Source organism: Streptomyces sp. AC558_RSS880, from assembly GCF_019049255.1.
In the GTDB taxonomy this organism is placed as follows: domain Bacteria; phylum Actinomycetota; class Actinomycetes; order Streptomycetales; family Streptomycetaceae; genus Streptomyces.
In genome coordinates this window covers 17,289-40,257 of sequence record NZ_JAGMUJ010000081.1, presented here as the reverse complement: position 1 = coordinate 40,257, position 22,969 = coordinate 17,289, and the positions used below count along the sequence as shown (strand labels likewise).

The following is a 22,969-nucleotide window of genomic DNA, read 5'->3' as shown; positions in this document are numbered from 1 at the left end:
ACCGGGGTCAGAGGGGGATGTTGCCGTGCTTCTTCGGGGGCAGGGATTCCCGCTTCGTACGCAGCTGACGCAGTCCGCGGACGATGTGCCGGCGGGTGTCGGACGGCATGATCACCGCGTCGACGTAGCCGCGCTCGGCCGCGACGTAGGGGTTGAGGAGGGCGTCCTCGTACTCCCGCATCAGCCTCGCGCGGGTCTCCTCCGGGTCCTCCGACTCGGCGATGGTGCGGCGGTGCAGGATGTTGACCGCTCCCTGTGCGCCCATCACCGCGATCTGGGCCGTCGGCCAGGCCAGGTTGAGGTCGGCGCCCAGGTGCTTGGAGCCCATGACGTCGTAGGCGCCGCCGAAGGCCTTGCGGGTGATCACGGTGATGAGGGGGACGGTGGCCTCGGCGTAGGCGTAGATCAGTTTGGCGCCGCGGCGGATGATGCCGTCGTGCTCCTGGTCCACGCCGGGCAGGAAGCCGGGGACGTCGACGAAGGTGATCACCGGGATGTTGAAGGCGTCGCAGGTGCGCACGAAGCGGGCCGCCTTCTCGGAGGCGGTGATGTCCAGGCAGCCGGCGAACTGCATCGGCTGGTTGGCGACGATGCCGACGGGGCGGCCCTCGACGCGGCCGTAGCCGGTGAGGATGTTCGGCGCGAACAGCGGCTGGGTCTCGAAGAACTCGGCGTCGTCGAGGACGTGCTCGATCACCGTGTGCATGTCGTAGGGCTGGTTCGCCGAGTCCGGGACGATCGTGTCGAGCTCGAGGTCCTCGTCGGTGACCGTCAGGTCCGCCTCCTCCGGGAACGCCGGGGGGTCGGAGAGGTTGTTCGACGGCAGGTAGGACAGGAGCTGCTTGACGTACTCGATCGCGTCCTTCTCGTCGCCGGCCATGTGGTGGGCGACGCCGGAGGCGGTGTTGTGGGTGCGGGCGCCGCCGAGCTCCTCGAAGCCGACGTCCTCGCCGGTGACGGTCTTGATGACGTCCGGGCCGGTGATGAACATGTGGCTGGTCTGGTCGACCATGACCGTGAAGTCGGTGATCGCGGGGGAGTACACCGCGCCGCCCGCGCACGGGCCGACGACCAGGCTGATCTGCGGGATCACACCGGAGGCGTGGGTGTTGCGGCGGAAGATCTCGCCGTACGCGCCGAGGGAGGCCACGCCTTCCTGGATGCGGGCGCCACCGGAGTCGTTGATGCCGATGACCGGGCAGCCGGTCTTCAGCGCGAAGTCCATGACCTTGACGATCTTCTGGCCGTAGACCTCGCCCAGCGCCCCGCCGAAGACGGTGAAGTCCTGGGAGAAGACGGCGACCGGGCGGCCGTCGACGGTGCCGTAGCCGGTGACGACGCCGTCGCCGTAGGGGCGGTTGGCGTCGAGGCCGAAGTTGGTGGAGCGGTGCCGGGCGAACTCGTCCAGTTCGACGAAGGACCCCTCGTCGAGCAGGAGGTCGATCCGCTCACGGGCCGTCAGCTTGCCCTTGGCGTGCTGCTTTTCGACGGCGCGTGCGGAGCCGGCGTGCGTCGCCTCTTCGATACGACGCTTCAGATCCGCGAGCTTGCCCGCGGTCGTGTGGATGTCAGGCTGCTGCTCTTCCGGCTCGGACATCGGGATGCGGCTCCCTGCCTGCTCAAAAGGGGGGACGGTTACTCATCCGTAGCGTAGTGGGGGGCCCTCCGTTCGGCAGTGCGGTCTTTCCCACACCGCCTCCCCCTTCACAGACGCGGGAAGGAGATCCTCGAAGAGCCCACGTCATCACCGTGCTCCTGGGTACGGTCGAGGCGTCGCGGCGGGACACGTCGGAGGGGTGACACCGTGAGAACGGTCGAGCGCCCGTGAACCTCGGCCCTCGGGGCCGGCATCCGTCCCCTGTGCGGGGCGGAGGATGTCAAATCTAGTGTGGGTCGCATGACACCACATGGTGAAGGTAAGCCCAATGGGCCCAGTGAGCCGAGGTCGGGACGTTGGTCGGACCTCGGCCGCCCGCCGTTGAACGCCGCCGGACTGCGCCGGGGACTTGTGCGCGCGGGCGGATTGTGGACGCAGCTGGACGTGGTGCAGCGGACCGGGTCCACCAACTCCGATCTGGTGGCGCGGGCCGCCGAGGGGCCGCTCGAGGAGGGTGTCGTCCTCGTCGCCGAGGAACAGACCGCCGCGCGCGGGCGCCTCGACCGGCGGTGGACGGCGCCGGCCCGGTCGGGGTTGTTCTTCTCCGTGCTGTTGCGGCCCGCCGAGGTGCCCGTGGCGCGGTGGGGCTGGCTGCCGTTGCTGACCGGCGTCGCGGTGGCGACCGGACTGTCGCGGGCCGCGGGCGTCGACACGGCGCTGAAGTGGCCCAACGACCTGCTGGTCACGGTGGGCGGCGAGGAGCGGAAGGCCGGCGGGATCCTGGCGGAGCGGGCCGGTGACGACGGGGTGGTGATCGGTGTCGGGATCAACGTGAGCCTTCGGGCCGACGAGCTGCCGGTGCCGACCGCGGGGTCGCTGGTGCTGGCGGGGGCGGTGAGTACGGACCGGGATCCGTTGCTGCGGGGGGTGCTGCGGTCGCTGGAGGACTGGTACGGGCGGTGGCGGGCGGCGGGGGGCGACCCGGGGCCGAGCGGCCTGCAGGAGACGTATGCGGCGGGGTGCGCGACGCTGGGGCGGGTGGTGCGGGCGGAGCTGCCCGGGGACCGGGAGCTGGTGGGGGAGGCGGTCGCGGTGGACGGCGACGGCCGGTTGGTGCTGGCCACGGGGGAGGGCGTGCAGGAACCGGTGGGCGCGGGCGACATCGTCCACCTGCGCGCACGCTGACGCCGGGGGGCCGCGGGAACGCCGGGGTTCCGCACCCGGCCCCGGCCTCCGGGGCGACGCCGATCGCCCCACCTCACGGCTCAACCCGACGGAGTGAGCTGGCGCACACCTGCCGTAGAGTTGAGCCCGGTCGACACCTGGCCATGGCAGATCGGAAGGGCACGCGTGACCGTCGACGACTCGGGTTCCACGGACGCGCAGGGCGACGGCGAGGATCCGCTTGCCCTGCGCCTCGAACAGCTCATCCTGGGTGCCGAGCGCCGTTACACACCGTTCCAGGCGGCCCGCAGCGCCGGCGTCACCATGGAGCTGGCCACCCGCTTCTGGCGGGCGATGGGTTTCGCCGACGTGGGCCAGGCCAAGGCCCTCACCGAGGCCGACGTACTCGCGCTGCGCCGGCTCGCCGGTCTGGTCGAGGCGGGTCTGCTGAGCGAGGCCATGGCGGTCCAGGTGGCGCGGTCCACCGGGCAGACCACCGCCCGGCTGGCCGAGTGGCAGATCGACTCGTTCCTGGAAGGGCTGACCGAGCCGCCCGAGCCGGGCATGACCCGTACCGAGGTGACGTATCCGATCGTCGAGCTGCTCCTGCCCGAGCTGGAGGAGTTCCTCGTGTACGTCTGGCGGCGGCAGCTCGCCGCGTCGGCCGGGCGGGTCGTGCAGGGCGCCGACGACGAGGAGATGGTCGACCGGCGGCTCGCCGTCGCCTTCGCGGATCTCGTGGGGTTCACGCGGCTGACCCGGCGGATGGAGGAGGAGGAGCTCGGTGAGCTCGTCGAGGCCTTCGAGACCACGGCCGCCGATCTGGTCGCCGCACGGGGCGGGCGGCTCATCAAGACGCTGGGCGACGAGGTGCTCTACGCCGCCGACGACGCCGGTGTCGCCGCGGACATCGCGATGCGGCTGATCGAGACCATGGCGAACGACGAGACCATGCCGGAGCTGCGGGTCGGCATGGCGTTCGGCACGGTGACCACCCGGATGGGTGATGTGTTCGGCACGACCGTGAACCTGGCGTCCCGGCTCACGTCCATAGCCCCCCGGGACGCCGTGCTGGTCGACAGTGCCTTCGCCGAGGAGTTGATCCGCACCGGTGACGCCCCTGCCTCCGAGGCGGCGGCGGCCGAGGCGGTGGCCGCGGCGGAGAAGGAGGGCGAGGAGCCGCCGAGCTACCGGTTCGCGCTCCAGCCGATGTGGCAGCGGCCCGTGCGTGGCCTCGGTGTGGTGGAGCCCTGGCTGCTCACGCGCCGGAACGGGGCTTCCGCCTCGGCTTAGTTCTGGCCGTCCTGTCCTGGGCTCAGCTGTTTCGGCTTGCTTCCGGCCGTCTCGTCCTGGTCCCGGCCGTATCGGTTTGCTTCCGGCCGTCTCGGCTTGCTTTCGGCCTTCTCGTCCTAGTCCCGGTCGCCGCCCACGCAGAGACCGATGATCGGTACGCACAGGCCGCCGGGGTCGTGGTCGTGGTCGTGGCCGGGGTCTGGTCCGTCCGGCTGTTCCGGTGCCGGGTCCCGGGGCGCCGGTGGGGGTGTTCCCGGGGTGCTCGGTGACGGGGGTGCGGGCGGCTGGGGCCGCAGGGTGGCCGGGAGCCGGGTGGCCGGGGTGCTCGCCGCGGCCGGGGCGGTCGTCGGGGGCCGGGCCGGGGACGACGGTTCGGGTGCGGTGAGCGGGGCCCGGTCCTTGCCGCCCAGGGCCGTGGGGGAGGACGGGCTCGCCTCGGGGGCGGGCCCGGTGGCCTCGCTCGTCGTGGGGGAGCCGGTGGAGGAACCGGTGGGTGTGCCGGTGTCCGTGTGGAGGACGGGGCGCGGGCCCGTCTCCGCGCCGATGTCCGTGCCGTCGCCCTGGGTGGTGGCCAGGCGGACCAGGGTCACGGCGCTCGCGGCCATGGCCAGGCTTCCCGCGGCCAGCAGGGCCTTGCGGGGGCGGGGCTTGCGGTGGCGGCCCCGGAAGCGGGAGGTGCCCGCCGGTGGCTCCTCGATCGGTGCGGTCGGTGTCATCGTGATCCCCTCCCCTGCGTGCGCGCCCCCGACGCGCCGCGGTGTGCGCACGCTATGCGCTTCCGTGAGGGGCCGGGCCGGGAAGTCGGGGTGATGTCACTCGAACGGGTGGGCGGGGGGTGACGAGGGAACCGGGCGTGCGCCCTTTTCCCCGGTGGCCGCGGGCTGCGATGATCGGGACGAGTGGAAGTTAACCCGCGTTAACCGGAGGGTGTCGATGAGTGAGGAACGGTTCGGGGAGTTCGTGCTGGTGCGCCGGCATGAGCGGGGGCATGTCGCGGAGCTCGTCCTCGACCGCCCCAAGGCCATGAACGCCGTGTCGACCGGGATGGCCCGCTCCATCGCCGGTGCCTGCGCGGCGCTGGGGGAGGACCGGAGCGTACGGGCGGTGGTGCTGAGCTCCTCGCACGAGCGGGCGTTCTGCGTGGGGGCCGATCTGAAGGAGCGCAATTCCTTCAGCGACGCCGATCTGGTGCGTCAGCGGCCCGTGGCGCGCGGGGCGTACGCCGGGGTGCTCGAGCTGCCCGTGCCGACGGTGGCGGCGGTGCACGGGTTCGCGCTCGGCGGCGGGTTCGAGCTGGCCCTGTCGTGCGATGTGATCGTCGCCGACCGCACGGCCGTCATGGGGCTGCCCGAGGTGTCGGTCGGGGTGATTCCGGGCGGGGGCGGTACGCAGCTGCTGCCCCGGCGGGTGGGGGCGGCGCGGGCCGCCGAGCTGATCTTCACGGCGCGGCGGGTGGAGGCCGCCGAGGCCCGGGAGCTGGGGCTCGTCGACGAGCTGGTGGAGGAGGGCCGGGACCGGGAGGAGGCCCTCGCCATGGCGTCCCGGATCGCCGGGAACTCGCCGGTGGGGCTACGGGCGGCCAAGCGGGCGCTGCGGCTCGGGCACGGGCTGGATCTGTCCGCCGGGCTGGAGGTCGAGGACGCCGCCTGGCGGTCGGTGGCGTTCTCGGGGGACCGGGCGGAGGGGGTCGCCGCCTTCAACGAGAAGCGCAGGCCGGAGTGGCCCGGGGAGTAGCGGAGCGCCCTTCACCCGCTTCCTCGATGTCCCGGTTGGCGGCAAATCTCCCTAATCTGGGGTCATGGGTGAGGAGAGCCGGCTGGCGGCCGTGGTGGCGCTGGCCCAGGGCATGGCCGCCGCGCACGGTTCGCGGGACGCCTGGCGGGCCGCGGCCCGCGGGGCCTGCCGGGCGCTGGGCGGGAGCTTCGCCGCCCTGTCGGTGTGGGAGCGGGAGCTCGGGCGACTGCGGGTCCTGGTGAACGTCGGCGAGCTGGCCGAGGGCGAGGAGGAGTTCCCGGAGGACGAGTCCTATCCGGTGCACCAGTTCGCCGAGATCACCGAGTTCCTGCACGAGCGGTGGGCGGGGGGCGGTGAGCCCGACGCGTGGGTGGAGACCGCCGAGGGGCCCTCGGCGGGGGGCGCCGGGTACCGCCACCAGCGGGTGGCCGCGCTCAGGCGGCGGGGGCGCGGGTGCTGCGTGGTCGCGCCGATCGTGCTGCACGGGCGGGCCTGGGGCGAGCTGTATGTGGCCCGGCCGGCCGGGGCGCCCGTCTTCGGGCGGGACGACGCCGACTTCGCGACGGTCCTGGCCGCCGTCGTGGCCGCCGGGCTCGCGCAGACCGAGCGGCTGGAGGAGGTCCGGCGGCTGGCGTACACGGACTCGCTGACCGGGCTGGCCAACCGGCGTGCCGTGGACGCGCGGCTCGACGAGGCCGTCGAGCGGCACCGGCGCGACGGGGCCGTCGTCAGCCTCGTGGTGTGCGACCTGAACGGGCTGAAGCGGGTCAACGACACGCTGGGGCACGCCGTGGGGGACCGGCTCCTCGAGCGGTTCGGGACCGTGCTGTCGCTGTGCGGGGCCATGCTGCCGGGGGCCCTGGCGGCGCGGCTCGGCGGGGACGAGTTCTGTCTGCTGGCCGTGGGGCCGCCGGCCGACGAGGTCGTCAAGGCGGCCGACGAGGTGTGCCGACGGGCCGTGGAACTGGGCATCGGGGACGGTGTCGCCTGCGGTGTGGCGTCCACCGGGGATCCCGTCGGGCCGGTGCACTCCGCCCGGCGGCTGTTCCGGCTGGCCGACGCGGCGCAGTACCGGGCCAAGGCCGAGCACGCCGCGCATCCCGTCGTGGCCGGGCGGGAGGGGCCCGGCGATCCCGTCGTACGGCTCGCGGACGAGCCCTCACGGGCGGCGGACGGGGAACGGCGCCGGTTCCGGGGGCGGCATTCGCCGTAGCGCGCGACCCCTCGGTAAGGGGTGAGGTGCCGAACCGGTGGTGACATTATTGAATTCACTGCGTACGCTCCTGAATATGGATATGCACACTGTGGTGGTGGGGACGACCGGCGTGACCGCGTCCGACGTGCTCGCCGTGGCGCGCGGCGGCGCCCGCGTCGAACTGTCCGCGGAGGCGGTGGCCGCCCTCGCCGCGTCCCGCGAGATCGTGGACGCCCTGGCCGCGAAGCCGGACCCCGTGTACGGGGTGAGCACCGGCTTCGGCGCCCTGGCGACCCGGCACATCGGCCCGGAACTCCGTGCCCAGCTCCAGCGCAACATCGTCCGCTCGCACGCCGCCGGCATGGGGCCCCGCGTGGAGCGGGAGGTCGTCCGCGCCCTGATGTTCCTGCGGCTGAAGACCGTCTGCTCCGGACGCACCGGCGTCCGGCCCGAGGTCGCGCGGACGATGGCCGACGTGCTGAACGCCGGGATCACCCCGGTCGTGCACGAGTACGGCTCCCTGGGCTGCTCCGGCGACCTCGCCCCGCTGTCCCACTGCGCCCTCACGCTGATGGGCGAGGGAGAGGCGGAGGGCCCCGACGGGGGCGTGCGGCCGGCCGGTGAACTGCTCGCCGAGCACGGCATCCAGCCCGTCGAACTGCGCGAGAAGGAGGGGCTCGCCCTCCTCAACGGCACCGACGGCATGCTCGGCATGCTGGTCATGGCCCTCGCCGACCTCGACGTCCTGTACAAGTCCGCCGACGTCACGGCCGCCCTGACCCTGGAGGCACTGCTCGGCACCGACAAGGTGCTCGCCCCCGAACTGCACGCCATCCGCCCGCACCCGGGTCAGGCCGCCAGCGCCGCCAACATGCTGGCCGTACTGAAGGGTTCGGGACTGACGGGGCATCACCAGGACGACGCGCCCCGGGTCCAGGACGCCTACTCGGTGCGCTGCGCCCCGCAGGTCGCCGGCGCCGGGCGGGACACCCTGGCGCACGCCCGGCTGGTCGCCGAGCGCGAACTCGCCTCCGCCGTCGACAATCCGGTCGTGCTGCCCGACGGACGGGTCGAGTCCAACGGCAACTTCCACGGGGCGCCGGTCGCCTACGTGCTGGACTTCCTCGCCATCGCCGTCGCCGACCTCGCCTCCATCGCCGAGCGCCGCACCGACCGGCTGCTGGACAAGAACCGCAGCCACGGGCTGCCGCCGTTCCTCGCCGACGACCCCGGTGTGGACTCCGGGCTGATGATCGCCCAGTACACGCAGGCCGCCCTGGTCAGCGAGTTGAAGCGGCTCGCCGTACCGGCGTCGGCGGACTCGATCCCGTCCTCCGCGATGCAGGAGGACCACGTCTCCATGGGCTGGTCGGCGGCGCGGAAACTGCGGACGGCCGTCGACAACCTCACCCGGGTCGTCGCCGTCGAGCTGTACGCCGCCACCCGGGCCGTGGAACTGCGCGAGGGGCTGACCCCGGCACCGGCCACGCGGGCGGTCGTCGAGGCCGTACGGGCGGCGGGCGTGGGCGGTCCCGGGCCCGACCGTCACCTCGCCCCCGACCTCGCCGCGGCGGACGCGTTCGTGCGGGACGGGCGGCTGGTGGCGGCCGTGGAGACGGTCACCGGACCGCTGGCCTGAACCGGCCGGGGCCCGGCGGCCGTTCCGCCGGGCCCCGGTGCGCGCGTCTACAGACCCAGGTGTTCCCGGCGGACCGAGTAGACGACGAAACCGGCGCCGAGGGCGAGGCAGGTCGTGCCGCCGACGATGTACGGGGTGCTGTCGAAGCTGCCGGTGTCCGCGAGGCGGACGTCCCCACCGGCGCTGTCGACGGACGTCGACACGACTCTCGCCTGCTCCGTGACCTGCGGCGACGGACTTGCCGAGACCGCGTCCGCGACCGGCGTGTTCGAGGTCGCGTTCGCGGACGGGACGAACCACAGGGCGCACAGCAGGGTGCCCGCGGCGGTGGCGGTCAGCAACGGACGGAGCGCGGATGACACGGAATATCGATCCCCTTGTGGTGCTGGCGAATTGGCCGTGTGGGGCGATGTTAGTGAACAGCGCGGGTCACGGGAAAGTCACGGGGGCCCGAGGCCGTACGCTCCGAGCATGAGCACCCCAGAGACATCACGGTTTGTACGGCTTCGTGTGGAACTCGTCCTCGAGATCGACGACGAGGAGGCGGTGACCGGGGCCGCGTTGCGCAGGATCGCGGACGACGGCGATATGCCGGACGAGGAACGGGTACACGCCGAGAGCGCCGTGACGGAGGACACCGCGGAGGCCCTCGCCCAGCTCGTCGATCCGTTCGCCCTGATCGACGAGGTACCGGGCGTGGAACTGCTGCAGGCCTCCTGGAGCGGCGAGGAGATCGACTACGACCCCGATTCGCCGGAGTGGGACCTCGACGAGGACGATGACGACGAGCCCCACGGCGATGAGGAAGAAGGGGCGGGCAGGGCAGGCTGAGGCGTTTTGGGGAAATCGTGACCCCGGGCGGCAACCGCCGCCCGGGTGATGACGTCTCAAGCGACGGGGCACCGACCGGCGCCCTCGCCGTCCGCCCCGGCGGACGTGGCGAGCCCCACACCCGCGAGCCGTGGGGAACGGGAGCACCCGGTCGTAGCGTTGAAGGTTGTGGACGAGGTCCTTCGGCTTCGCGCCGGGGACTCGTGGGGTTGGGATTCGGCAACGATGGAGAAGCGTGTGATGACGGACGGTAAGCGGCGCAGGAGTCTGGCGGCCGCGTCCGCTCTGCTCGGCGGAGTACTGGTGCTCTCGGCGTGTTCCGGTGGCGACAGCAGCGCCTCGAGCGACAGCGGCAAGGGCGACTCGCAGGCCCAGGTCGACGAGGCGGCGGCCAAGAAGTCCTCCGAGGCGCAGATCAAGATCACGCCGAAGGACGGCTCCAACAACGCCTCCATCAACAACTCCGCCACCGTGACCGTGACCAAGGGCACGCTCACCGAGGTGAAGATGACCACCGCCGACGGCACCGCCGTCGCCGGTGAGATATCCGCCGACAAGAAGAGCTGGAAGCCCAGCGCCCAGCTGGAGCGGGCCACCACCTACAAGCTGTCGGCCACCGCCGAGGACGCCGCGGGCCTCGCCGCCCACGAGAACGCCTCGTTCACCACGGTCGCCCCGGACAACAGCTTCATCGGCACCTTCACCCCGGACGACGGCACCACCGTCGGCGTCGGCATGCCGGTGTCGATCAACTTCGACAAGGCGATCACCAACAAGGCCGAGGTGCAGAAGGGCGTCACCGTCACCAGCAGCAGCGGCCAGGAGGTCGTCTGCCACTGGTTCAACGCCAACCGCATGGACTGCCGGCCCGACGAGTACTGGCAGGAGAACTCCACCGTCACGCTGAAGCTGGCGCTCGACGGTGTCGAGGGCGCCGAGGGCGTCGTCGGCGTCCAGCAGAAGACGGTCACCTTCAAGATCGGCCGCAACCAGGTGACGTACGTCGACGCCAAGACCAAGCAGATGAAGGTCACGCAGGACGGCAAGACCGTCCGCACCATCCCGATCTCCGCCGGGGCGCCCGAGAACAAGACCTACGAGGGCCAGATGGTGATCTCCGAGAAGTTCAAGGAGACCCGGATGAACGGCGCGACGGTCGGCTTCACCGACGACGACGGCAAGGGCGAGTACGACATCAAGGACGTGCCGCACGCCATGCGTCTGAGCACCTCCGGCACCTTCATCCACGGCAACTACTGGGGCGCCAAGTCCATCTTCGGCAGCGTCAACACCAGCCACGGCTGCGTGGGCCTGTCCGACACCAAGGGCGCGAACGACCCGAGCACGCCGGGCGCCTGGTTCTACGACAACTCGATCATCGGCGACGTGGTCGTCGTCCAGAACACCGGCGACAAGACCATCGCCCCGGACAACGGCCTCAACGGCTGGAACATGAGCTGGGAGCAGTGGAAGGCGGGCTCGGCGGTCTGACGCCGGCCGCGCACGCGGCGCCTCACCCCACCACCTGACCGATGCCGCCGCCCGCCCCTTCGGGGAGCGGGCGGCGGCATCGGTCTTCTTCTCATGGGGCTCTTATGGGGCGCTTATCGCTTCATCACCCACCGTCCCTAGCTTGCCGCCATGTTCTTCACCTACCTGAGGCGCGAGCTGCGCCGCCGCAGAAAGGCGGCCCTCGTCGTCGCCTCCGGCCTCGCCCTGGGCATCGCCCTGGTCGTCGTGGTCAACTCCGTGTCCTCCGGCATGAGCAAGGCGCAGGAGAAGGTCCTGCAGTCCCTCTACGGGCTCGGCACGGACATGACGGTCACCAAGGCCGCCGAGTCCCAGACGGCCGGCGAGCGCCCCCGGTTCCGGTTCGACGCCCAGGACGACGACTCCGGCGAGGAACAGAGCAGCGACCGCGTCATGGTGCAGGGCTTCCAGACCCTGGCGAGCTCCACCGTGGACAAGGTCGGCGAGCAGGACGGCGTCGCCGACGCGGTGGGCGGACTGAGCCTCCAAGTGATGAAGGTGAGCGGAGAGTTCACCCGGGGTCAGTTCCAGCAGGACGGCCAGAGCGGCCAAGGAGCCGAGGGCGACCAGGGCGGCGGTCCCGGGGCCGGCCAGACCTCCCCGCAGGGCCGGGTCGAGGGCGGCGGCGCCAGCTTCGACGTCAACAGCTACACCGTCTACGGCACCGACGTCACCGAGCCCGCCCTCGGCCCGCTGACCTCCTCCGAGATCACCGACGGACGCACCTTCAAGTCGACCGAGACCGACGCGAAGGTCGCCGTCGCCGACTCCGCCTACGCCAAGGAGAAGAAGCTAGAGACCGGTGACACCGTCACCGTCAAGGGTACCGAGTACAAGGTCATCGGCATCGCCACCGCCACCAGCGGGGACGCCGCGGCCAACCTCTACCTGCCGCTGAAGCAGGCGCAGACCCTCGCCGACGCCAAGGACAAGGTCACCACGATCTACGTCCAGGCGACCGACTCCCAGCAGATCGACAGCGTCAAGTCCGGGATCCAGAAGAACATTTCCGGTACGACCGTCACGACCTCCGCCGACCTCGCGGACACCGTCTCCGGCTCCCTGTCCACCGCCTCCTCGCTCGCCGCCGGCGTCGGCAAGTGGCTGTCGGTCGTGGTCCTCGTGGCCGCGTTCCTGGTCGCCGGTCTGCTCACCTCCTCGGCGGTCTCCCGCCGGGTGCGCGAGTTCGGCACCCTCAAGGCGCTGGGCTGGAAGTCCGGCCGGGTGACCCGGCAGGTGGTCGGCGAGTCCATGGTCCAGGGCCTGATCGGCGGCGCCCTCGGCATCGCGCTCGGCCTGGCGGGCGCCTACGCCGTCACGGCCGTCAGCCCCACCCTGCAGGCCCAGCTCGGCGGCGGTGGCGGCGGCATGGGCGGACCCGGCGGTGGCGGAGGCATGGGCGGCCCCGGGCGGCAGACCGCCGCCAAGACCCTCGACATCGCGCTCACCGCGCCCGTCAGCCTCACCACCGTCGCCCTCGCGGTCGGCCTCGCCGTGGCCGGCGGTCTCGTCGCCGGCGCCTTCGGCGGCTGGCGCGCCTCCCGGCTGCGGCCGGCCGACGCGTTCCGCCGCGTCGAGTAGCACCCGCCCGGCACCTGCCCCGGGGCCCGCCCGCAGCGGACGGGCCCCACCCTCGTACGCGATCCAGGAGCAGACCCATGTACGAACTCAGAGGCGTCACCCGGCGCTACACGCGCGGCAAGGAGACCGTCCACGCCCTCGACGGAGTCGACCTGACCATCCCCGACGGCGACCGGCTCGTCATCCAGGGCCCCACCGGCGGCGGCAAGTCCACGCTGCTGCAGATGCTCGGCGGGCTCGACCGGCCCAGCTCCGGCGAGATCGTCCTGGACGGCACCGACCTGGCCAGGCTGCCCGAGGCCCGGCTCACCCGGGTCCGCAGCGAGAACATCGGCTTCGTCTTCCAGTCGTTCAACCTGATCCCCACGCTCACCGCGCAGGAGAACGTCGAGACCGCGCTCGTCCCGCTCGGCGTGAAGGCCAAGGAGCGCCGGGAGAAGGCCGCCGAGGCGCTGGCGTCGGTCGGTCTGGGCGAGCGGCTCGGACACCTGCCCGGCGAGATGTCCGGCGGCCAGCAGCAGCGCGTCGCCATCGCGCGGGCGCTGGTGAAGGAGCCGAAGGTGCTGCTCGCCGACGAACCCACCGGAAACCTCGACGAGTCGATGCGCGACGAGATCATGGACGTGCTCATCCGCATGTGGAAGGAGCTGGGGCTGACCTTCGTCATGGTCACCCACGACTCGGCCATCGCGAAGGCGGCCCCGCGCCTGGCGACGATCCGCAAGGGACGGATCACGGTGAAGGAGAACTCCCGCGCGTAGAAAGCGAGGAAGGGGAACTCCCGCGCGTAGAAAGCGAGGAAGGGGAACTCCCGCGCGTAGAAAGCGAGGAAGGGGAACTCCCGCGCGTGGAAAACGGTGAAGAGGAACTCCCGCGCGTGGAAAACGGTGAAGGAGAACCCCCGCGCGTGGAAAGGGGAACTCCCGCGCGTGGAACCGTCAACCGCGCGATCGTGTAACGGAGTCCCGGCGGTGGGGTTACAGCCACCCGTCGACTTCGGCACCCTTTCCGGTGTCCCTTGAGACGATTGATCACCCCTCGGCATACTGCGTGATCCGGGGGGTGCGCGCATGCGTACGAGACCACCCCCGGCCGGGTGACGTCGAGTTCGCCCGGCGACTTCGCTAGGGGGAACCTTGCGCAGACAAGTGAAGAGGGCGTGCGCGGCCACGATCGCCACGGCGACCGCCGTGGCACTCGCGGCGGGCATGGCCGGCCCGGCGTCGGCGAACGGGGAGCGCACGACCGCCGCCGCCACGACGGAGACGTCCTCGCTGAAGGCCAAGCACCGGATCACGCTGATCACGGGTGACCGGGTCGCGGTGGACGCCAAGGGCCGCGTGGTCGGCCTGGAGCGGGCCGAGGGCCGGGAGCACATACCCGTGCAGGTCCGCCGCACCGACGGCCACACCCTGGTGGTGCCGGCCGACGCCGCCCGGCTGATCGCGAGCGGCAAGCTGGACCAGCGGCTGTTCGACGTCACCGAGCTGAACAAGGCCACGACCCGCGGCTCCCAGAAGCGGGGCCTGAAGGTCATCGTCGGCTACAAGGGCGCCGCTCAGGCCGCCAAGGCCGACGTCCGTGACGCGGGTACGGTCCGCCGGACCCTGAAGTCCCTGAACGCGGACGCGGTGCAGACCCCGCACGAGGAGACGCCCGAGCTGTGGGACGCCGTCACCAACGGCGACAGGACCGCCTCCGGCATCGCCCACGTCTGGCTCGACGGGGTCCGCAAGGCCTCCCTCGACACGTCGGTGGCGCAGATCGGCACCCCGAAGGCATGGGAGGCCGGCTACGACGGCAAGGGCGTGAAGATCGCCGTCCTCGACACCGGCGTCGACGCCACCCACCCGGACCTCAAGGGCCAGGTGACCGAGTCCAAGAACTTCACCTCCGCGGCCACCGCCGGGGACAAGGTCGGCCACGGCACCCACGTCGCGTCCATCGCGGCCGGCACGGGCGCCAAGTCCAAGGGCAAGTACAAGGGCGTCGCGCCCGGCGCGAAGATCCTCAACGGCAAGGTCCTCGACGACGCGGGCTTCGGCGACGACTCCGGCATCCTCGCCGGCATGGAGTGGGCGGCCGCGCAGGGCGCCGACGTCGTCAACATGAGCCTGGGCGGCATGGACACCGCCGAGGTCGACCCGCTGGAGGCGGCGGTCAACAAGCTGTCCGCCGAGAAGGGCGTCCTGTTCGCCATCGCGGCCGGCAACGAGGGCCCGCAGTCCGTCGGTTCGCCCGGCAGCGCGGACGCCGCCCTCACCGTCGGTGCCGTCGACGACAAGGACAAGCTCGCCGACTTCTCCTCCACCGGCCCGCGCGTCGGCGACGGCGCCATCAAGCCGGACGTCACCGCTCCCGGCGTGGACATCACGGCCGCCTCGGCGAAGGGCAACCTCATCGCCGAGGAGGAAGGCGAGAAGCCGGCCGGGTACATGACCATCTCCGGTACGTCGATGGCGACCCCGCACGTCGCGGGCGCGGCGGCGATCCTGAAGCAGCAGCACCCGGAGTGGACCTACGCGGAGCTGAAGGGCGCGCTCACCGGCTCCACCAAGGGCGGCGCGTACACGCCGTTCGAGCAGGGCTCGGGCCGCGTCCAGGTCGACAAGGCCGTCAAGCAGACGGTGATCGCCGAGCCGGTGTCGCTGAGCTTCGGCGTCCAGCAGTGGCCGCACGCCGACGACAAGCCCGTCACCGAGCAGCTCACCTACCGCAACCTCGGCACCCAGGACGTCACCCTCAAGCTGACGTCGACCGCCAAGAACCCCCAGGGCAAGGCGGCCCCGGCCGGCTTCTTCACCCTGGGCGCCACGACGGTCACGGTCCCCGCGGGCGGCAAGGCCTCCGTGGACCTCACGGTCGACACCAGGCTGGGCGGCACGGTCGACGGCGCCTACTCCGCGTACGTGGTCGCGACGGGCGACGGGCAGACCGTGCGCACGGCGGCCGCGGTGCAGCGCGAGGTCGAGTCGTACGACGTGACGCTGAAGTTCCTCGACCGCGCGGGCAAGCCGGCCACCAACTACGTCGCCAACCTCGCCGGACTCTCCGGCCTGGGCGCCGGCCGGTGGTACCAGCCCTACGAGGCCGACGGCACCGTCACCGCCCGCGTGCCCAAGGGCGGTTACGTCCTGGACACCGGCATCTTCGTCAACCCCGACCCCGGCTCGGAGAAGTACGAGGGCGCCGACTGGCTCGCCCAGCCCAAGCTGAGCGTCACCAAGAACACGACGATCACGCTGGACGCCCGCAAGGCCAAGCCGGTGAAGATCACCGTGCCGGACAAGGGCGTCAAGCAGGGGTTCGCCTCCGCCGACTACACCGTCGAGACGAAGAACTCGGCCAACCTCTTCGGCTGGTGGCTGGACTCGTACGACAACTTCCGCTCCGCCCACCTCGGCCCGCAGGTCACCGACGGCTCGCTGTACCAGCAGTGGGACGCCCACTTCAGCAAGGGCGCCAAGGAGCAGTACAGCACCGTCACCGGCGCCAAGGTCAAGAACCTCGCCACCGGATACACCCGGAACTACAAGGCCGGCGAACTCGCCACGGTGAAGGTCGGCATGGGCGCCGCGGCGAGCGGCAAGAAGGGCGTCGTCAGCGCCTTCGGCACGTTGCCCGAGAGCAGCGGCGCCTCCTCGTTCGGCCAGGCACAGAACCTGCCCGGCACCCGCACGCTGCACCTGTCCACCGTGGCCGGGGTGAAGTGGGACCTCGACTTCGAGCAGCAGGGCGGTGTCGACGCCGAGGGCTGGCCGATCTCGGAGGCCGGCTACGTCATCGGTTACGCGAAGGGCTACAAGGGCGGCAAGTCGTACAAGGAGACCGTGAACACGGCCGTCTTCGGGCCGCGCCTCACCTCCGACTACGGCATCTTCCGTGACGGCAACAGCATCTCCGGGCTGGTCCCGCTGTTCGCCGACGGCAAGGGCCACGACGGCTCCTCGGTGTTCACGTCGGTCACCACCAGCCTCTACCGCAACGGCAAGAAGGTCGGTTCGCACGACGACCCGCTGTTCGGCGAGAAGGAGTTCAAGGTTCCGTCCGCGGACGCCTCCTACAAGCTGACCACCTCGGTCAAGCGCAGCGCCAAGGTCGCCGCCGCCTCCACGCGGATCGACGCGAGCTGGACCTTCCGCTCCAAGAAGACCGCCGACCTCAAGCAGCTGCCCGCCTCCACGGTCCGCTTCCAGGCGGCCACCGGACTGGACAGCAAGGTGACGGCCGGCAAGAAGGTCACCGTCCCGGTCACCGTCGAGGGCGCCGCCAAGGGCAAGAACCTCAAGTCCCTGTCGGTGTACGTGTCCTACGACTACGGCAAGACCTGGAAGAAGACCACGGTCACGAAGGGGAAGATCACCTTCAAGAACCCGTCGAAGGGGAAGGCCATCTCCTTCCACGCCAAGATCGCCGACAAGAAGGGCAACAAGTCGACGATCTCGATCTACAACGCGTACTACGGCAAGTAGTCCGTGAACGGACGGCCCGCCGGAAGCACCGCTTCCGGCGGGCCGTTCCGTTTCCTTCGGACGCGGGAGGACCCGGGCGTCGAGAGCCGGGAGCCGTGGGCCGTCGGTCTCAGGGAGCCGTGGTTCCCGCTCCGGCCCGCCTCGCGTCCGCGCCCCAGCTGCACAGCAGCTTCAGGGCCTCCGCCGACGGCGAACCCGGCTCCGCGAAGTACGTGACCAGCGACTGTCCGGTGTCGTCGCCGGCCGGGCGGAACGACTCCCACAGCAGCGTCAGCTCACCGACCAGCGGATGCCGGACGTGCTTGACGCCGTGGCTCTTCTCCTTGACGTCGTGCGCCGCCCACAGCCTGCGGAACTCCTCGCTCTTGACGGACAGCTCGCCCACCAGCGAGGACAGCTGCGGGTCGTCCGGGTGGCGGCCCGCGTCCATGCGGAGATAGGCGACCATGTCGTACGCCTTCTGCTCCCACTCCACGAACAGCTCCCGGTGGTCCGGGTGCAGGAACACCAGCCGCGCCCAGTTCCGCTCCTGCGCCGGGAGCCGACCCCAGTCCCCGAAGACCGCCGCCGCCATCCGGTTCCAGGCGAGGATCTCCGAGCGCCGGCCCACGACGTACGCCGGGACCGCGTCCATCGACTCCAGCAGGTGCCGCAGCGCGGGGCGGACCTGCTGGGTCCGGGCCACCGGCTTCCGCCGCTGCCGCTTCGGCTTCGCCAGGTGCGTGAGGTGGGACCGCTCGGCGTCGGTGAGGCGCAGGGCGCGCGCGATCGAGTCCAGCACCTCCGCCGACACGTTCCGCCCGTTGCCCTGCTCCAGGCGCGTGTAGTACGCCACGGACACCCCGGCGAGCTGGGCCAGCTCCTCGCGGCGCAGGCCCGGCACCCGGCGGTGCCGTCCGAAGTCCGGCAGTCCCACGTCCTCCGGCTTCAGCCGGGCCCGCCGGGTGCGCAGGAACTCGCTGAGTTCCGCCCGGGGGTCGAGGCCGCCGCTAGCGGGGCCGGCCGGGTGGGTGTGCTGCTCGTCCATGCCTCCAGTATTCCCGGTCGTACGCACGCCATCCTGTCCCCGCCAGTGGTACGCACGGCCAACGTAGGCAGAGCCGTGGTCTGGGTGAGTCCGGGCCGCTGTCGCAGGCTGGGGACCGGGCCCGGCCGGACAGGAGACAGCCGGGCGCACGACCTCACGAGGAGAACCCGGCATGACCACTGTTGCCGCATACGCCGCACCCGCCGCCAAGGCTCCGCTGGAGCGGACGACCGTCGAGCGGCGCGCGGTCGGTGAGCACGACGTCCTGATCGACATCAAGTTCGCCGGCATCTGCCATTCCGACATCCACCAGGTCCGTGAGGGCTGGGGCGAGGCGATCTTCCCGATGGTCCCCGGCCACGAGATCGCCGGTGTGGTGTCCGAGGTCGGCCCCGGCGTCACCCGGTACCAGGTGGGTGACCGCGTGGGCGTCGGCTGCATGGTCGACTCCTGCCGAGAGTGCGAGAACTGCAAGGCCGGACGGGAGCAGTACTGCACCGGCAGCGGCATGGTCGGCACGTACAACGCCCTGGACAAGAACGGCGAGCCCACCTACGGCGGCTACTCGGAGAAGATCGTCGTCGACGAGAACTACGTCGTCCGCATCCCCGACGGGCTGGCCCTCGACGTCGCCGCGCCCCTGCTCTGCGCCGGCATCACCCTGTACTCCCCGCTGAAGCGCTGGGGCGCCGGTCCCGGCAAGAAGGTCGCGGTCCTCGGCATGGGCGGCCTCGGCCACATGGGCGTCAAGATCGCGCACGCGCTGGGCGCCGAGGTGACGGTGCTGTCGCAGTCCCTGCGCAAGAAGGACGACGGCCTCAAGCTGGGCGCCGACCACTACCACGCCACCAGCGACCCGAAGACCTTCGAGGAGCTGCGGGGCACCTTCGACCTGATCGTGTCGACGGTGTCGGCCCCGCTGGACTTCGGCGCCTACCTGTCCCTGCTCAGGACGGAGGGCACGCTGGCGAACGTGGGCGCTCCCGAGGAGCCGGTCGCCCTCAACCTCTTCTCGCTGCTCGGGGGCGGCAAGACCCTCGCCGGTTCGATGATCGGCGGCATCGCCGAGACTCAGGAGATGCTGGACTTCTGCGCCGCGCACGGCATCGGCGCGGAGATCGAGCTGATCGGCGCGGCCGAGATCAACGAGGCGTACGAGCGCGTCCTGAACAGCGACGTCCGCTACCGCTTCGTGATCGACACGGCGACGATCTGACGCCTGGCGCCCCCTGGCCACCGACGGTGGGAGCGCCGGTCACAGCGCCTCGAACGGGGGCCCGATCCGGACGACGACGATCAGCGGCTCACGGGGGTGCCACCAGGCAGGAGAACCAGCCGCCGGCCGCGTCCATACGGCGCAGGCCGGCCGGCGAGGCGCTCCACCTCCGTCACCACATGAGAGGGAATGCCGCCCGCCACGTGGTCGTGGCCGTACTCCCAGCGCCAGTCCGTGTTCACCGGGGCGGGAGGCCGACGGCCGTGTGGGCCTCGTCCAGGATCCGGCCGGGATCCGTACCGCGGTGCTCAGTGCGGGAGTGTCGCCGGGCTGCCGCCGTTCGCCTCGTAGCCGGCCACCGCCAGGGCGCGGTAGACGGCGAACTCGGCGGCCGGGTCCGGGGAGAGGGTCCAGGGGAGGGCGCCCACGTGGCCGTCGATGTGTATGAGCTGGCTCATGGCCTCCGCCCAGCGCTCGCCGCGGACCAGGAAGAAGACCAGCAGGTGCCGCACGTGCGCCGACATCGGGTCGTCGGGGCGGGCCGAGTGCACCGCGTGCAGCGCGCCGTGGACCGCCTTGGTGACGGTCTCGCTCCGGTAGAAACCGGCGACCAGGTTCACCTCGGGCAGGTGCTCGAAGACCGCGAAGAGCGGCATGGCGGCGAGGAGGGAGCCCTGGGGCGCCCGCGCCGCCGCTGCCTCCGCGAACGCGAACGCCTGCTGCCGCGAGCCGTGCCACTTCTCGCACCAGTAGTGCAGCGCGGCCAGATGCGCCCCCATGTGGGCCGGGGCGCGGTCCAGGATCTTCAGCCAGAGCTGCTCGAAGTCCTGCCGCGGGTAACCGAGTCCGCGGGCCACCGACAGCTCCACGATGTACGGGACCGGGTCACCGGGGGCCAGCAGCGCGGCCTCGCCGCACGCCGCCTTCGCCTCCTCCATGATGATCCGGAACTCGTCCGTCCCGGGCGCCGCCGTACGCCACGCCTGTTGCACCAGGAACTCGGCGTGCACCGCGGCGCCGCCCGCGTCCTTGGGCATCTCGGTCCGCCACACCCGCAGCCACTGCCCGCCCGGTGTCTCGCCCACTCCGCCGGGCCGCTGCTGCAGCTCCAGCGAGGCCGCGCCCGCGAACGCCTGGACGCGCTGCCAGCGCCGCTCGTCCTCCGCGTCCGTGCCGGCCAGCAGCTGCTGCGCCGCGCGGTAGTCCTGCGTGCGCTGCACCAGGTCCAGGACGTCCAGCAGGTCCTGGTCGGGACCCGGCATGCGGATGTCCAGCTCCTCCTCGCGGGCGAAGCGGTAGTTCGCCGGGTCCGCCGCGTCCGGGTGGCCGGCGGGGACCTGCATGATCGTCCCGCGCCCGCGCCGCAGATACGGCACCACCACGAAGCCGAGCATGACGAGCGCGATCAGGACCCAGAGAATCTCCATGCCACCAAGCGAACCAGACCACGCCGACAATTGGCCAACCCGGTGCCGGACCCTGTGGAAAACTCCCGGCGTCCGCCCGCTCCACCCGCTCCGTCCGCCCGCTCCACCCGCCCGCTCCGTCCGCGTCGCCCCTCCGCGTCCGTCATCCGCACCGTGCGCGCACTACCCTCGGTGCCCATGAGCGACAGGCACATCAGTCAGCACTTCGAGACGCTCGCGATCCACGCGGGCAACACCGCCGACCCCCTGACGGGCGCGGTCGTCCCGCCGATCTACCAGGTGTCCACCTACAAGCAGGACGGCGTCGGCGGCCTGCGCGGCGGCTACGAGTACAGCCGCAGCGCCAATCCGACCAGGACCGCGCTGGAGGAGAACCTCGCCGCCCTGGAGGGCGGCCGCCGCGGCCTCGCGTTCGCGTCCGGACTGGCGGCCGAGGACTGCCTGTTGCGTACGCTGCTCAGCCCCGGCGACCACGTGGTGATCCCGAACGACGCGTACGGCGGCACGTTCCGGCTCTTCGCCAAGGTCGTCGCACGGTGGGGCGTGGAGTGGTCGGTGGCCGACACCTCCGACCCGGCCGCGGTGCGGGCCGCCCTCACCCCGAAGACCAAGGCCGTCTGGGTGGAGACCCCCTCCAACCCGCTGCTCGGCATCACCGACATCGCCGCCGTGGCCCAGGTCGCCCGGGACGCGGGCGCCCGGCTCGTCGTCGACAACACCTTCGCCACGCCCTACCTCCAGCAGCCGCTCGCACTCGGCGCGGACGTCGTCGTGCACTCCCTGACCAAGTACATGGGCGGCCACTCCGACGTCGTCGGCGGCGCCCTGATCACCGGCGACGCGGAGCTGGGCGAGGAGCTTGCCTTCCACCAGAACGCGATGGGCGCGGTCGCCGGCCCCTTCGACTCCTGGCTGGTGCTGCGCGGCACCAAGACGCTCTCGGTCCGCATGGACCGGCACAGCGAGAACGCCACGAAGGTCGCCGACATGCTCACCCGCCACGCGCGCGTGACGAGCGTCCTGTACCCGGGGCTGCCCGACCACCCCGGCCACGAGGTCGCCGCCAAGCAGATGCGCGCCTTCGGCGGCATGGTCTCCTTCCGCGTGGAGGGCGGCGAGGAGGCGGCCGTCGAGGTCTGCAACCGGGCCAGGGTGTTCACGCTCGGCGAGTCCCTGGGCGGCGTCGAGTCGCTGATCGAGCACCCCGGGCGGATGACGCACGCGTCCGCGGCCGGTTCCGCGCTCGAGGTCCCCGCCGACCTGGTGCGCCTCTCCGTGGGCATCGAGAACGTCGACGACCTGCTCGAAGACCTCCAGCAGGCGCTCGGGCGCTGACGGTCACCAGCCCATGAGCGGTGGAGTCGTCTCCGACGGCGGCTCCACCCAGGGACGGGCCGTCAGCGCCCACACCACGAACGCCACGCTCCCCGCCAGCAACAGCAGCCACATCACGCGGCGGGCGAGCGTCCTGCGGCGCAGGATGCGGGCCCCGCGGCGCACCGCCTCCGCGTGCAGCCCGGGCGGCACGGGCGGCGGCGACTGCTCCAGCATCCGCCGTACGGTCGCCTCACGCCTCATCCGGGTCACGACGGCACCGCCTTGACGCCGCCCACCGCGGGGGCCGGTCCCGGGGACGGGCGCAGTACGGCGGCCATCGCGCGGTGGAAGACGGTCCGCACGCGCTCCGCGGACAGGCCGAGCAGGGCCGCCGTCTGTTCCTCGGCGATCCCCTCGTACAGCCGCAGTACCAGGATCAGGCGTTCCTGCGGGGAGAGCCGGGCCAGCGGGCCTTCCGGGCGGGCACGGGAGGGGAGCAGTCCGCCGCGGCGGTGCCAGGCGTCGTTCGCGAAGCGGGTCGCCAGGTACCGGCGGGTGTGGGCGTAGGGGTCCCCGCCGCGCAGCCGGTGCCAGCCCGCGTACGTGTGGGCCAGCGCCAGGGTCAGCAGGCGCCGCGCGTGCGGGTTGTCGTCCGGGGCCTCGGCGGTGAGCAGGGTCGCGGTGTGCAGCAACCGGGTGCCGGCGCCCGCGACGTACGCCTCGAACTCGCGGGCGCGGAGGTCGTCCTGGGACGTGTGCCGTGGGTGCAACCGCGCCTCCCGTCGCCGGTGAGAGCCCTCGGTTCTCATATCAGGCCAGGGTGTACCCCTGGGTCAAGGGACGTGCGCGCGTGACGCTCCGGTTTTTTCGCCCCCGCCGCCCCTTCCCGTCCCGAACCCGGGGCTCCGCCCCGGACCCCGCTCCTCAAACGCCGGAGGGGCTGAAA

General features: G+C 71.8%; 19 protein-coding genes. 12 read left to right on the top strand and 7 right to left on the bottom strand.

Annotated elements, in window-relative coordinates:
* Window positions 1–7: 7 nt before the first annotated feature.
* The gene (locus tag KUM38_RS24380) at window positions 8–1,597 is read right to left on the bottom strand and encodes an acyl-CoA carboxylase subunit beta (protein WP_217131587.1); all 1,590 of its coding nucleotides are present in this window, start codon (window positions 1,595–1,597) and stop codon (window positions 8–10) included.
* Window positions 1,598–1,897: 300 nt separating this feature from the next.
* Here KUM38_RS24380 and KUM38_RS24375 point away from each other — a divergent pair, with 300 nt between their 5' ends.
* Together KUM38_RS24375 and KUM38_RS24370 are read left to right on the top strand one after the other, a co-directional pair.
* The gene (locus KUM38_RS24375; RefSeq protein WP_217131585.1) at window positions 1,898–2,782 is read left to right on the top strand and encodes a biotin--[acetyl-CoA-carboxylase] ligase; all 885 of its coding nucleotides are present in this window, start codon (window positions 1,898–1,900) and stop codon (window positions 2,780–2,782) included.
* A 165-nt stretch (window positions 2,783–2,947) separates the two neighbouring features.
* Window positions 2,948–4,054: an adenylate/guanylate cyclase domain-containing protein gene (locus KUM38_RS24370; RefSeq protein ID WP_217131583.1), complete on the top strand. Its 1,107-nt coding sequence runs from the start codon at window positions 2,948–2,950 to the stop codon at window positions 4,052–4,054.
* A 116-nt stretch (window positions 4,055–4,170) separates the two neighbouring features.
* On the opposite strand, the gene KUM38_RS24365 is transcribed toward KUM38_RS24370, so the two are convergent.
* Window positions 4,171–4,770 carry a hypothetical protein gene (locus tag KUM38_RS24365; RefSeq protein WP_217131805.1) on the bottom strand — a complete coding sequence of 200 codons (600 nt, stop codon included), beginning with the start codon at window positions 4,768–4,770 and terminating at the stop codon, window positions 4,171–4,173.
* 217 nt (window positions 4,771–4,987) lie between these two features.
* On the opposite strand from KUM38_RS24365, the gene KUM38_RS24360 reads away from it, so the two are divergent.
* The 3 genes from KUM38_RS24360 to hutH all read left to right on the top strand — a co-directional run bounded on the left by KUM38_RS24360 (window position 4,988) and on the right by hutH (window position 8,622).
* Window positions 4,988–5,788 carry an enoyl-CoA hydratase/isomerase family protein gene (locus KUM38_RS24360; RefSeq protein WP_217131581.1) on the top strand — a complete coding sequence of 267 codons (801 nt, stop codon included), beginning with the start codon at window positions 4,988–4,990 and terminating at the stop codon, window positions 5,786–5,788.
* A gap of 64 nt (window positions 5,789–5,852) precedes the next feature.
* Window positions 5,853–7,001 (top strand): GGDEF domain-containing protein, encoded by a 1,149-nt coding sequence (locus tag KUM38_RS24355; protein WP_217131572.1) that lies wholly within the window; start codon window positions 5,853–5,855, stop codon window positions 6,999–7,001.
* Window positions 7,002–7,083: 82 nt separating this feature from the next.
* Window positions 7,084–8,622: a histidine ammonia-lyase gene (hutH, locus tag KUM38_RS24350; protein ID WP_217131791.1), complete on the top strand. Its 1,539-nt coding sequence runs from the start codon at window positions 7,084–7,086 to the stop codon at window positions 8,620–8,622.
* 47 nt (window positions 8,623–8,669) lie between these two features.
* Here the strand turns inward: hutH and KUM38_RS24345 are convergent, their stop codons facing one another.
* Complete coding sequence (locus KUM38_RS24345; RefSeq protein ID WP_217131570.1) at window positions 8,670–8,984, bottom strand: hypothetical protein; 315 nt, start codon at window positions 8,982–8,984, stop codon at window positions 8,670–8,672.
* A gap of 109 nt (window positions 8,985–9,093) precedes the next feature.
* On the opposite strand from KUM38_RS24345, the gene KUM38_RS24340 reads away from it, so the two are divergent.
* From KUM38_RS24340 to KUM38_RS24320, 5 genes are all read left to right on the top strand, one after another.
* Entirely contained in the window at window positions 9,094–9,453 is a 360-nt protein-coding gene (locus KUM38_RS24340) for a hypothetical protein (protein WP_217131568.1), read from the top strand.
* A 240-nt stretch (window positions 9,454–9,693) separates the two neighbouring features.
* Window positions 9,694–10,944 (top strand): Ig-like domain-containing protein, encoded by a 1,251-nt coding sequence (locus tag KUM38_RS24335; RefSeq protein WP_217131566.1) that lies wholly within the window; start codon window positions 9,694–9,696, stop codon window positions 10,942–10,944.
* Between the two features lie 150 nt (window positions 10,945–11,094).
* Window positions 11,095–12,564 carry an ABC transporter permease gene (locus KUM38_RS24330; RefSeq protein WP_217131565.1) on the top strand — a complete coding sequence of 490 codons (1,470 nt, stop codon included), beginning with the start codon at window positions 11,095–11,097 and terminating at the stop codon, window positions 12,562–12,564.
* Between the two features lie 77 nt (window positions 12,565–12,641).
* Window positions 12,642–13,325 carry an ABC transporter ATP-binding protein gene (locus KUM38_RS24325; protein WP_217131564.1) on the top strand — a complete coding sequence of 228 codons (684 nt, stop codon included), beginning with the start codon at window positions 12,642–12,644 and terminating at the stop codon, window positions 13,323–13,325.
* 447 nt (window positions 13,326–13,772) lie between these two features.
* Window positions 13,773–17,036, top strand: a complete 3,264-nt coding sequence (locus KUM38_RS24320) for a S8 family serine peptidase (RefSeq protein WP_254397693.1) — start codon at window positions 13,773–13,775, stop codon at window positions 17,034–17,036.
* 109 nt (window positions 17,037–17,145) lie between these two features.
* Here KUM38_RS24320 and KUM38_RS24315 read toward each other — a convergent pair whose 3' ends face one another.
* The gene (locus KUM38_RS24315) at window positions 17,146–18,063 is read right to left on the bottom strand and encodes a helix-turn-helix domain-containing protein (protein WP_217131563.1); all 918 of its coding nucleotides are present in this window, start codon (window positions 18,061–18,063) and stop codon (window positions 17,146–17,148) included.
* A gap of 172 nt (window positions 18,064–18,235) precedes the next feature.
* On the opposite strand from KUM38_RS24315, the gene KUM38_RS24310 reads away from it, so the two are divergent.
* Window positions 18,236–19,279, top strand: a complete 1,044-nt coding sequence (locus KUM38_RS24310; RefSeq protein WP_217131562.1) for an NAD(P)-dependent alcohol dehydrogenase — start codon at window positions 18,236–18,238, stop codon at window positions 19,277–19,279.
* A gap of 308 nt (window positions 19,280–19,587) precedes the next feature.
* Here the strand turns inward: KUM38_RS24310 and KUM38_RS24305 are convergent, their stop codons facing one another.
* A complete protein-coding gene (locus KUM38_RS24305; protein ID WP_217131561.1) occupies window positions 19,588–20,706 on the bottom strand; it encodes a hypothetical protein in 1,119 nt (372 codons plus the stop codon).
* Between the two features lie 177 nt (window positions 20,707–20,883).
* Between KUM38_RS24305 and KUM38_RS24300 the strand changes: the two genes are divergently transcribed.
* Window positions 20,884–22,041: a cystathionine gamma-synthase gene (locus KUM38_RS24300; protein ID WP_217131560.1), complete on the top strand. Its 1,158-nt coding sequence runs from the start codon at window positions 20,884–20,886 to the stop codon at window positions 22,039–22,041.
* Between the two features lie 3 nt (window positions 22,042–22,044).
* Here the strand turns inward: KUM38_RS24300 and KUM38_RS42095 are convergent, their stop codons facing one another.
* Window positions 22,045–22,293: a hypothetical protein gene (locus KUM38_RS42095; protein ID WP_308409032.1), complete on the bottom strand. Its 249-nt coding sequence runs from the start codon at window positions 22,291–22,293 to the stop codon at window positions 22,045–22,047.
* Complete coding sequence (locus KUM38_RS42090) at window positions 22,290–22,793, bottom strand: sigma factor-like helix-turn-helix DNA-binding protein (protein ID WP_254397684.1); 504 nt, start codon at window positions 22,791–22,793, stop codon at window positions 22,290–22,292. Before KUM38_RS42090 ends, KUM38_RS42095 begins: the two co-directional genes overlap by 4 nt.
* Window positions 22,794–22,969 lie beyond the last annotated feature (176 nt).